We start from the raw sequence: 11,923 nt of genomic DNA on the forward strand, positions 1-11,923 counted from the left end.
TCTATCCTAGTGAATTGTTTCAGGCTGGAAATAAGGTGGTAAATTAGGGATACGCGCTACAAAAAACAACTTATCGTTGTAAGGAGTGATTTGTAATGGCACGTCAACCGACGTCAGAACACAAGATGAGCCGTGAGGAAGCTGGCAGATTAGGTGGCAAAGCGACTTCCAAGAACCATGATCGAAGCTTCTACCAGATGATTGGAAAAAAAGGTGGAGAAGCGACTTCAGATGCCCATGATACTGACTTTTACAAGCAGATTGGTCGCAAGGGCGGAGAAGCAACCTCCGAAACTCATAATAAGGAATTCTATCGTGAGATTGGACGCAAAGGCGGAAGCAACTAATGAATTCCGCTCGCCACATCGAAACATGATCATAGCTTTCCCGCAAATCAAGAAGTCTAATTCCATGAAAATGGTTTGAGGCTTCTTTCTATTGTTTGTAGAAATATGACGACGGTTGTGATAGACTCAATAGAAAAACCGGGTGTTCACGGGTTTAAAGCAGCAAAGAATTTCACAAACTACGGGGAGCTCGACACCGGCATGCCGGTCCTTTTTTTTAGAGTACGGATGAAATTAAACGACAGATGCACTGCCATTTACTTTTCCATTCATGTTGCTCAATATTATATATTTGGGGGGAATACACCATGTCAGCCAAGAAGATGCGTTCCGATATGATCAAAAAAGGTTTTGACCGTGCACCACACCGGAGTTTGCTCCGCGCAGCGGGCGTTAAAGAAGAGGATTTCGGCAAGCCGTTTATTGCCGTATGTAACTCATACATCGATATCGTGCCCGGCCACGTCCACCTTCAGGAATTCGGTAAAATTGTAAAGGATGCTATTCGTGAAGCCGGTGGCGTTCCATTCGAATTCAACACCATCGGAGTAGATGATGGTATTGCCATGGGACACATTGGTATGCGTTACTCGCTGCCAAGCCGTGACATTATCGCGGATTCCGTGGAAACCGTTGTATCTGCACACTGGTTCGACGGCATGGTATGTATCCCGAACTGTGACAAAATTACACCAGGCATGATGATGGGTGCGCTTCGCGTAAACATCCCTACCCTGTTCGTAAGTGGTGGACCAATGAAAGCTGGTCGTGACAGCAATGGTAAGGCTCTTTCCCTGACTTCCGTATTTGAAGGTGTAGGGGCTTACCAAGCAGGTAAAATCGATGATAAGAGCTTGCTTGAACTTGAACAGTTCGGCTGTCCAACATGTGGATCATGTTCCGGTATGTTTACGGCAAACTCCATGAACTGTCTGGCTGAAGCGATGGGACTGGCTATGCCAGGTAACGGAACCATCCTTGCCGTTGCTCCTGAGCGTCGTGAGTTTGTTAAACAATCCGCTACCCAATTGATGGAACTCATCAAAATGGACTTGAAACCACGTGATATCGTAACTGTAGAAGCGATCGATAATGCGTTTGCACTGGATATGGCGATGGGTGGATCTACGAATACAGTACTGCACACGCTGGCACTGGCTCATGAAGCAGGTATCGAGTATCCAATCGAACGTATTAATGAAGTAGCGAACCGCGTTCCGCATCTAGCGAAACTTGCACCTGCTTCCGATCTTCACATCGAAGACGTTCACAATGCAGGCGGCGTAAGCGCAGTGCTGAACGAATTGCTCAAGAAACCAGGCGCAATTCATGGAGACTGCATTACGGTAACAGGTAAAACTATCCGTGAGAACGTTGAAGGAAAAGAAATTCAGGATACAAATGTCATTCACCACCTGGATAACCCGCATTCCGAAAAAGGCGGCCTGGCTGTATTGTTTGGTAACCTTGCACCACAAGGCGCTATCATCAAAGTTGGTGCAGTTGATGCTTCGGTTGGCGGATATCACAAAGGTCCTGCCATCTGCTTTGACTCCCAGGAGCAAGCGCTCGAAGGTATTGCTAACGGCAAAGTAAAAGAAGGACATGTTGTTGTTATCCGTTATGAAGGACCAAAAGGCGGACCAGGTATGCCTGAGATGCTGGCTCCTACTTCCCAGATCGTAGGTATGGGATTGGGTGCCAAAGTTGGTCTGATCACCGATGGACGCTTCTCTGGCGCATCCCGCGGAATCAGTATCGGACATATCTCTCCGGAAGCAGCTGAGGGTGGTCCAATCGCCTTTGTTGAAGAAGGAGACATCATCGAGCTGGATCTGAACAACCGTATCATCGAATTGCACATCAGTGACGAAGAGTTTGAACGTCGTCGCGCAGGTTGGAAAGGCTTTGAACCAAAAGTAAAAACCGGTTATCTGGCTCGTTATTCCAAACTGGTTACCAATGCAAGCAACGGTGGCGTACTGAGTATCTAATTCACTAATAAATAAAGGGTTGCTCTTCTGCCAAATCTGGCGAAGGGCAACCCTTTTCTTTTGCTGGTTGGTGTGATCAGTCCGTTTAGTTCCGCTCTGGCAGTATATCTTGTTCAATTAACAACGATTCATCTCTGGATTCTTCTACCGTTGCTGCTACCTGCATCGTATGTTGACCGTAACGTTCCAATAATAGATCCAGCGGCATGGCAATCATCTTGGGTACCAGTTGTTCAGTACGCTGTTTCAAACGTTTGGTTCCTGCCGGGTGGATTACACTTAACAGCAGCTTCAAGTATACTTTGGATGCAGCACTGAACGGTCCAGGAGGCAATTCTTGTATGGTAAATCCGAATTTTTCTGGGCCTCTGTTAATCATACTCACACCGTATATGGCCTTGGCAGAGCGTAACTCAGGTTCGAGTGCCACCATGCGTGCCAAATCCGGCAATTGCTGTTCCATCGTCCGAATCATGCGAATAGCCAAATGCATACTGGAACGTGATGTCACTCCAAGTTCAAACAATTTCTGATTGTCAAAATGTAGTTCTATTACCGGATCTCCATTTTGAATGACATGGCCATCATTCATCTCCACTCGTGCTCCGTGATATACACGTGATCTGAAGTGCAGCATGGGGTCCTCTGGCGAAGCCGTCCGTAGATGATATACCCAGTGGAACAAGTTCTCCCAGCCCAGCCATAGGGCAACAACGATTCGTTTCCATAGCTTCAATGGTGTCTGTAATTGCGTTTTGTTCTGAGATTCGCTCACTATGATACCTCCCATCAACGTATCAACGCGTACGCTTTGCAGGCCTAGCCGTTCAGCTTCCTGTAATACGACTTCCAGCGCCTGAAGCATCTGCTCCGGCGCGTGTGCATCAGCACCAAGGGTCGTTCCTCGATCATGCAGCAACATGACCTCTCCGCCTCTCAGTTCCTTCAGCATCCGTTCAGTCAATCTCTGGGCACCTACTCGGCTTCTCCAGTCTTCAAACATGGAGGACCACAGTACAATTTTTCGTTCTTTCTTGCTGAAAAAATCAAACAAATTCATAATCCCCCACGGTGGACGATAATAACAAGTCTTCACGCCGGTTACTTCATGAATAATCTGACCTGTTCGCTGAATCTGATCTCGAACGGTACGTGGCCGCATGAGCCAGTTCGTCTTGTGAATATAATTATGAATGCCAATAAGATGACCTTCCTCATGTATGCGCTGTATGAGTTCAGGATGACTCGCTGCATGTTCTCCAACGACAAAAAATGTGGCTTTTGCTTGATGCTGACGAAGCAGATCGAGCAGTCTTGGCGTATAATGTGGATCTGGTCCATCGTCAAACGTTAATGCAAATTGTGTATCACTTCTTCCCCGTCGAAATACACGAAAACCAAAAATCCTGCTGATCAAACTTGGAATAAAGGCGTAAAAAGATGAAAGATACAATAACCACAGTAAAATACTATGAAGTATCGTTGTCATGTTGCGAGCTCCCCACTTCTCCTGCTGAATTACGGTGCACTATGGCACTATCTAAAATAAACCGCCTTTAATTTTATCATAGTTCAGACTTTTCTTGAATCCTGTTTTCCCAAAAAGATAGCTATCGTGTACAATAAATACAATCTAATTATTGCCATCAAAGGAGCCATGTCCATGCTACCGCTTTACAAAAAATACGGGCGAACTGTCTTTGACATCGCATTGCTCGTATTAACCGTGTATGTGATCATGTACGGTTTCAGTCAATTATACCATGTGGCTGCACCGGTCTTTCTATCATTCATTGTGTATTGGATGATTGAACCGCTGGCCAAATTTTTACATCGCAAAGGATTGCCCAAGACACTTGGAGCCGCCATCTCCGTCTTGTTGTTTCTTGCATTAATTGTCGCTGCCTTTTTTGGGGTAGGCTTGATTATCATTTCACAAATTTCCAATCTTCAAGATAATTTCCCCGTATACATTGAAATGATACAACGTGAATTCACCAATCTTGTTTTATTCATTCAGGACAAGTCAGACGCTCTCCCTGATGGAGTTATGGAAAAAGCGAATGATTATTTTGCAACACTGACCGGGTTCCTGTCCAAATGGGTAACTAGCGGAGCGCAATTCGTAGTAGGTTTCCTCAGTTCATTCTCTTCGTTTATTACGAACTTCGGAATTGCGATTATTCTGGCATTTTTCCTCAGTATCGAGATTGAATCCTGGCGCAAGTTCGCCCGTGCGAAAACGCCCAAAACATTAAAGTTAGCTATTGAATTCATGCGTAATCACGTGTTCAAAACAATCCGCTCGTATCTGAAGGCACAGATGATCATGATGCTCATTACGTTTGTATTGATTTATGCAGGTTTGTTGATTTTGGGAACCTCTAACGCCTTTACCATTGCAGCAGTCTGTGCGGTTTTTGATCTGGTACCCTTGCTTGGCGTTCCTGTTGTATTTATTCCATGGATCGTCTACTTATTCATTATTGGCAATAGTAGCCTGGCGATTGGCCTGATTGTGATTCTGGCAGTAACGATGCTGACACGGCAGTTGCTGGAACCGAAAATATCGGGTAACTCGATTGGTGTATCTTCGGCGTACTTGATGCTTTCGTTTATGCTGATCTCCCTTTCGATCTTTGGCCTGGCTGGCGTAGTGTTATCTCCAGTGCTCCTGATCCTTCTGAAAGAACTGTTACAACAAGGATACCTGCAAAAGTGGATTCACCTGCCAAAAGATGAATTTGAGTCCTCTCCATTAGTCATGGACCCACCCGTTAGTAAGGCCTCAGCGAATTCTGCCGAGTCTACTGTACACCGTCCCATTCCTGCGAAGGATCATGAGGACTCCGCCAAATAGTCCATCACCTTCCTGAAGAGAGCCGTCGCCTGATGTTGGCTGTCAGGAGAGACATTTTGAACAAGAACAGCTACAGCATATTGGGGTTGTTCTACCGGTCCATAACCAATGAACCATTGATTGTTGCGCTTCTCTCCATGTTTCTGTACCTGAGCTGTACCTGACTTCCCTGCAACATGCCACCGCGCACGCTGCAGGGATTTTCCTGTTCCCTCACGGACTACCTTATTCATCCAGGATAACAGTTTATGCGCTGTTACGGGAGCAATCTGTCCTGATGCTGAAGGTGAATCATGCAAGGGCATCTCCAGCATGGTGCCACCATCCGCATATCGGATGCGCTTAACGAGACGTGGGGCACTAACCTTTCCATCATGTAACAGTGTAACGATCAGATTGGCAGCTTGCAGCGGTGTGACCAAGACATCGCGCTGACCAATTGCTGTCTGTATTTTCGCACCTTCATCAGCAGAAGAAACAGCCTCTGTTCTCACACGCCCGTGATCCTCATGATCAAAGTGTCGTAACACAGGCATTCCTGCCATCTGCTTCCCTTCCCAGCCAATCGGACGCGCGAGTCCCAGACGATCAGCCGTGTTCTCCAGTTGTTCCATACTCAGCCTGCGCGCCGTTTCTGCGAATACGATGTTGCAAGACTCAGCGAATCCTTGCTCCAGATTCAGGTCTCCATGACCATGCTCCTTCCAGCAAGACAACCCATATCTTCCGTACTCACCACCACAATGGAATTCTTCTCCGTTAGAAACCGCATGATACTCCAAAGCAGCAACCGCAGTGACAATTTTGAAAATGGAACCCGGTACGGCTCCCTGTACTGCACGATTCCCCCAGGCCGATTCTTTAGGGTCCACATGTTGTGGCTGATAGAAAGGACGGGAGATCATGGCGCGAACATCTGCGTTAGCGGCATCTAACACAACAATGGCCCCTTCTTGTAATCCAGATTCTTGCGTCAACCCCTCCAACCCACGCTGTAACTCAGCATCCACTGTGGTTTCTACACGTAAAGGATAATGGCTATTGGCCGGTGCAATGACGTGCGGCTGAATATCAGGGATAATCTCCCCACCACCCGAAACCATGCGTGATACAAGCGTAGGACCAATTCCCCTTAACAGGGGTTCAAGTGTCCTCTCCAGTCCAGCTGCTCCTGCTTTCATGGCAAATGGCTGTTTCACTTCATCCTGATGCCCAGTCAGAATTTTGGAGGACTCAGGCTGTTCAGCCAGATAACCCATCCACTGCATTCCTGTATGCCCCTGAAGGTACCTTGTCATCATCGGATAGATGCCCGCTCCTTGCAGGTGCAAACTACGTAGGCGCTCCACCTGAGCAGCGGTCAAATGAACAGGCTGATGTGTACCTGCTGTCCAGAAATGAGGTATACTTTCCTGATTCCATTCCTTCTTCAATTGATCCGGATCGGTATGTAATATAGCTGCCAACTGTACCATCTCGGAGCCTTCTAATGCCCCTTGCTTGCGTAATTTCTCTAACGGACTTGCCTGTGGAAAAAGAACCAGTCCCCATTGCAGCTTACCGGTCAACGCCTCACCCTTGTAATCCGTAAATTGTCCCCGCCCCGGGTCAAGCATCACCCCGCGTTCACGCTGCAATACAGACATTTCACGTACCGTTCGGTGAAATCCAGGCATCGTCTGATTCACCTGAACGATCTGAACCCATCCCAATCGTAATATAAGCAATCCAAAGACAAGAGTTAGAAGAATACAAGTTATATAGATTCGCCGTTTCGCAAGGAGATGCATCCCAATCTCACCTTTTGTCGTTTTGACATATTATTGCTGATATGGCTTGGAATTATCCGGTAAACAAAAAGAAAACCTGTCCCATGTGCGGGACAGGTTCTCCTCATTTCAACCTTGGCTTGTTAAACCGTAAAGCGTGACAAGGTTTCTTTCAGTTCAGTAGACACATTCTCCAGTTTGCCAGACAGATTGACCAGCTGGTTACTGATATTTTGCTGTTCACTGCTCAAGGAAGCTACTTCTTGGGACGTTGCAGAAGATTCTTCAGCTACAGCGCTGACATTGCTCATGGCTTCAGACAACGTACCTTGAGATTTGTTCAAATCTCCAATAGAACCTGTCACCATACCCAGACGTTCCACAAAGGCACCCATCTGTTCCTGCACGGAAGCAAAGATGACGTTGGTGTCTTTAACCGCATCCATCTGTTCTTTGAATAAAGGATAAGCTGCCGACAAAGCATCCACGGTCTCATTCATTTCGGTCATGATTTTGTCTGTAATCTCTCCAACCATCTCAATGGATTGTCTGGATTGAGCCGCGAGCTGACGAACCTCATCAGCCACCACCATGAATCCGCGTCCGGCTGCACCGGCACGTGCTGCTTCAATGGTTGCATTCAGGGAAAGGATATTTGTCTGTTTCGTTATGTTTTGCAGCACTTCAAGCACTTTCAGAACAGAAGACGTACTCTCTTTCAGTGAATCAACCTTATTCACCAGTGCACCAATCATTTCTTCTGTCTTCTGCGTTTTGGTCATCAACTGATTCAGATGTTGTGTTCCTGTCTGACTGGACTTCTCTACATGACGAGCAGAATCACCCATCTGTTCATTAGCAGCGATTACACTCTGCATCTGACGAGAGATATTGTCAGTTAATTCATTGCCACGTTCCGCTTCGGTTGCCAAACTGCCCGCACCGCCTGCGATCTCTTCTGTAGCTACGGCAATCTCCGAAGCAGACACAGCCGTTTTCTTGGATGCACTGCTCAGCTCAGAGGCCGTATCCAATACTTCCTGCGCAGAACGATTGGTTTGTTCAACCAGCTTAGTGATCTGCTCCATCATCAGATTGAAGGCGGTCGAGAGCTGACCAATTTCATCCTGGGAGCTATATGGTGTACGAACTTTAAGATTACCTTTTGCACCTTCCTGCATCAGGTCTTTCAATTTGCCAAGTGGACGAGCGATCATACGCACCATCCAGATCCCGATCAATACTGCAATCCCCGCATCAATCAGCGCCATCCACAGGGTCAGAGTCAGAATGCCTTTTGCGTCCTGAACCAAAACAGAGGTAGGTATCATACCAACCAGTTTCCAATTGGATGTATCCATCGTACTGTATACAGCCAGCATTTCCGTAGATTTGCCATCTACCGTATACTCCGTATTCGTACTACCTGCTGGTTCGGTCAACTCTTTGACAAATGCAAGCTCTGTTTCTTGTCCTGTACGATCCGAGATGGAGGATGCAACCACTTTATTATCCGGAGCAATTAGTTGAAGAATAGCTCCTGGCCCAAGATCAAGCGATTTCAATTGTTCCTCCAAAACTTCCAGTTTCAGTTCAATAACCAGAACATACGACTGAGTAGTCCCCTGCAAGTTTTTCATGGAACGTGCAATTTTAAACGTTGGCGTTGAGCCATCTTCTTTGACCTCTGTTGGAAGCCAGCGATAACCGCCCGCCTCAATTAACTCACTGTACCATGCTTCCTGGCGAATGCTGCCCATGGATGAACTGTTGCTGCCGGTACCCATAATGGACTTTGTATCGTCCGTAGGTACCAAATAAATCGCTTCCATAGATTTATTTGTAAATGCAACATTGGACAGTTGCTTGTTGATTGAACTTGAGTTCACGAATGTATCATACGCAGTCAAATTCGTATCTGACATTTTTTGTAGCAAGGACTGCATTTCCGGATCAAAGAAAATCTGTGTGGATGTATCGACAAATCTCTCCAGAATAATGTCCATTTTTTGTTTGGTCTGATCAATGGTCTCCTGATTGGCACGCGAGGCATTTTTCTCTATCGTACCTTTGGCCTTCGAATAGGATAATAGACCTAAACTTACTACAAAAATCATAATACCGGCAAAAAAGATCAAGAACAGTTTAACCCCTACGGATTTAACCGGATTTGCCTTCTTAATCTGTTGGAAAGAAGACCCTCCAAGGTTTTTCCAATCCCGGTTTTTAAATTGTTTCTTCACCCAATCAGTCTTGATCCAGCCCAGCTTGAGCTTGCTGCGGTCAATCTTAAACAATCTTTTGCCATTACCTGTCGTTTTGCTTTTAACTACTTTTTCTTTCTTCACTTTCTGAACCTTCTCAGGATTAACCTGCTCGGCTTTTGTCACTTGCTCCCCACTGTCTTCCTGCTTCTTTTGAACCAATCCCATTCACCTGCCAGTAATTTACTTGTTAGATTTTTCTTTCTCTCCCCTATAAATATGTAGTATTCGACAGCTTTCTTCGTTCCCCTTTCACTTCCCAGAAATATTTTACAACTTTATTCCTATTTTTCTATAAAAAAAAGACCCCCATCTGCCGATAAACGGAGGTCCCCATGTAAATTTCATAACACTATTTTGTTAAATCATAATACAATATTGACACATTGTAGGTATTTGAGCCTACTTCTTTTTTCTCATCATATCGAAGTACGAAACCGGTTGATCTACCTTCATTTTAATCAGTTGCAACGGGTGACGAGCAGCATCTAGAACATTTCCTTCTTCATCCTGTATTTCACCGACGACCTGTTTGAAAAAGTGACCTCCCGGGCCGAAAAATTCAATTTCCTGTCCTGGTTTGAAATGATTGCGCTGTTGAATGGTTGCCATTCCTGTTTCAGCATCATACCCCATGACCAATCCAGCGAAATCAAAAGGTACAGCCTTTTCTTCCGGTTCATAGATATGATCTTCATGGTCTGGTGTATCATAGAAAAATCCGGTATTCAGCGGGCGATTCGCCGCTTTGTTCATTTCTTCAACCCATTCAGGTTTCAGAACATAATTTTCCGGGTCTGCCATATAGGCGTCAATGGCTTGACGGTATACGTTAACCACGGTTGCCACGTAGTGGATCGATTTCATACGTCCTTCGATCTTGAAACTGTCCACACCCACATCAATCAACTCGGGAATATGGCCAATCATGCACAGATCCTTAGATCCCATGGAGAATGAATTATCCTGTTCCTCGAACAGGGGAAGCTGGTTCTCACCTAGTTTGAATGGCGCAGGGGCCTTCATCTGCATGTCCTCTTCGCTGACCCACACCGTATCTTCTCTCGCATCCTCGAACAAATCATACTTCCAGCGGCAAGACTGGCAACAGCCGCCCCGGTTGGAGTCCCGATCCGTAAAGTGATTGGAGAGCACACAACGTCCGGAATACGAGGAACACATCGCCCCGTGAATAAAGGCTTCAATTTCGATATCCACATTGGCCTTGATCTCTTCAATCTCTTCAAAGCTGGTCTCACGTCCGAGAACAACACGTGGAAGTCCTTCATCTTTCCAGAACTTCACCGCTTGCCAGTTGAGTGTGGATTGTTGAGTACTTAGATGTACCTCAAGGCCTGGCACAGCACGAAGCGCTACTTCAATAATAGCTGGATCAGCTACTATGATTGCAGAGATTCCCGCATTATAGAGATTTTGCAGGTACGTTTCGATACCTTCAACATCCTCATTATGTGCATAGATGTTTGTCGCTACGAACACTTTGGCTCCATACTTTTTGGCAAACTCCACACCTTCACGCATCTCTTCAAAGCTGAAGTTATCCGCGTTGGAACGCAGTCCATAGGCTTGTCCACCGATATATACGGCATCTGCACCGTAATGGATCGCAAATTTTAGTTTTTCCAGATTACCCGCCGGAGCTAGCAGCTCCGGTTTGTCCAGACGGTTACGTTTCCCCGAGAACTTCCGCTGTACCGCCACTGTTTCCATTCTGTTCACCTCGTCTATTAATACACTTGTTCTTTATAGAAAAATCCAAAAGACAATTCACGTTCAGGGTCCTGTAACTTGCGCACCTCAGCGAGCCACTCTTCAGAGAACGCATATGCATCAGCATCGGCTATATAACTGTCAATCGCTGTCCGATATGCACGTACAACAGCTTCATTGTAGGTGAGTGATTTTAACATACCTTCAATTTTGAAACTGTGCACACCCGCCTCCATCAACAGATGAAGATCTTCGAGGATACATATATCCTCTGAGCTCATAATGTGTGTACCGTTAATGTCCTCGTAGATCGGGAATTTCTCATCCCGACGTTCAGCCTCGATCAGGAACAATCCCCGTTCTTTGCCCAGATGTCCCTCAACCGGCCGCCCTTGATGAGCCATGTAACTTTGTACCAGACTGCGCTTGGAATGATAAATATTCGTCATACCATGCACCTGAACCTGAGCTTCCACTTTCAGAAAAGGGACCATTTCCGTCAACTCGTCCATATTCAACTCACGGGCAAGCACAACACGACTAGCTCCCTTGGTTCCCCAATAGTTGGCCGTCGCATAGTTCGTTGAAGTCATCTCCGCATTCCAGTGCAACTTCACATGTGGCGCGTATTCCTTCATGGTAGCCAGCACGGATGGATCATTAAACTCCACACCATCAATACCGATTCTGCCAAGTGCTTGAACATATTCAGGCAATTCTTTCAACAGTTCGTTGGACATCAGATTAGTCATGGATACATACACACGCGCCTGATGTTTGGCTGCAATGGCAACCACCTCTGCTGTCTCTTCCACGCTAAAGCTGCCTGGAAGACGCATGCCGAATCGATCATCTCCAATGACCAGAGCATCTGCTCCAGCCTGGAGAAGCACTTCTGCCTCTTTCACATTCGCTGCTGTAACGAGCAGTTCATGTTTCTTACTCATATAATCCCCTC

Annotated in this window: 7 protein-coding genes and 1 pseudogene; 3 read left to right on the plus strand and 5 right to left on the minus strand. The window is 46.2% G+C overall.

From position 1 onward, the window contains the following. Nucleotides 1–95 precede the first annotated feature (95 nt). Together V6668_RS23320 and ilvD are read left to right on the plus strand one after the other, a co-directional pair. Nucleotides 96–338, plus strand: a pseudogene (locus V6668_RS23320) (KGG domain-containing protein); the annotation flags it as partial. A gap of 317 nt (nt 339–655) precedes the next feature. Further along, on the plus strand, nt 656–2,341 hold the full coding sequence (ilvD, locus tag V6668_RS23325; RefSeq protein ID WP_036616973.1) for a dihydroxy-acid dehydratase: 1,686 nt from the start codon (nt 656–658) through the stop codon (nt 2,339–2,341). Nucleotides 2,342–2,426: 85 nt separating this feature from the next. On the opposite strand, the gene V6668_RS23330 is transcribed toward ilvD, so the two are convergent. Continuing rightward, nucleotides 2,427–3,830 (minus strand): polysaccharide deacetylase family protein, encoded by a 1,404-nt coding sequence (locus V6668_RS23330; protein ID WP_338706883.1) that lies wholly within the window; start codon nt 3,828–3,830, stop codon nt 2,427–2,429. A 174-nt stretch (nt 3,831–4,004) separates the two neighbouring features. On the opposite strand from V6668_RS23330, the gene V6668_RS23335 reads away from it, so the two are divergent. Beyond that, complete coding sequence (locus V6668_RS23335; RefSeq protein ID WP_047844061.1) at nt 4,005–5,201, plus strand: AI-2E family transporter; 1,197 nt, start codon at nt 4,005–4,007, stop codon at nt 5,199–5,201. Here the strand turns inward: V6668_RS23335 and V6668_RS23340 are convergent. The 4 genes from V6668_RS23340 to V6668_RS23355 form a co-directional block, all read right to left on the minus strand. Next, on the minus strand, nt 5,180–6,991 hold the full coding sequence (locus V6668_RS23340) for a penicillin-binding protein 2 (RefSeq protein WP_338706884.1): 1,812 nt from the start codon (nt 6,989–6,991) through the stop codon (nt 5,180–5,182). The genes V6668_RS23335 and V6668_RS23340 overlap by 22 nt on opposite strands. Nucleotides 6,992–7,113: 122 nt before the next feature. After that, on the minus strand, nt 7,114–9,402 hold the full coding sequence (locus tag V6668_RS23345; protein WP_422395228.1) for a methyl-accepting chemotaxis protein: 2,289 nt from the start codon (nt 9,400–9,402) through the stop codon (nt 7,114–7,116). 234 nt (nt 9,403–9,636) lie between these two features. Beyond that, on the minus strand, nt 9,637–10,965 hold the full coding sequence (locus V6668_RS23350; RefSeq protein WP_100529071.1) for a peptidase U32 family protein: 1,329 nt from the start codon (nt 10,963–10,965) through the stop codon (nt 9,637–9,639). Between the two features lie 17 nt (nt 10,966–10,982). Continuing rightward, on the minus strand, nt 10,983–11,912 hold the full coding sequence (locus tag V6668_RS23355) for a peptidase U32 family protein (protein ID WP_222215759.1): 930 nt from the start codon (nt 11,910–11,912) through the stop codon (nt 10,983–10,985). Between the last annotated feature and the right edge of the window lie 11 nt (nt 11,913–11,923).

It is taken from the genome of Paenibacillus amylolyticus (assembly GCF_036894225.1).
In the GTDB taxonomy this organism is placed as follows: domain Bacteria; phylum Bacillota; class Bacilli; order Paenibacillales; family Paenibacillaceae; genus Paenibacillus; species Paenibacillus amylolyticus.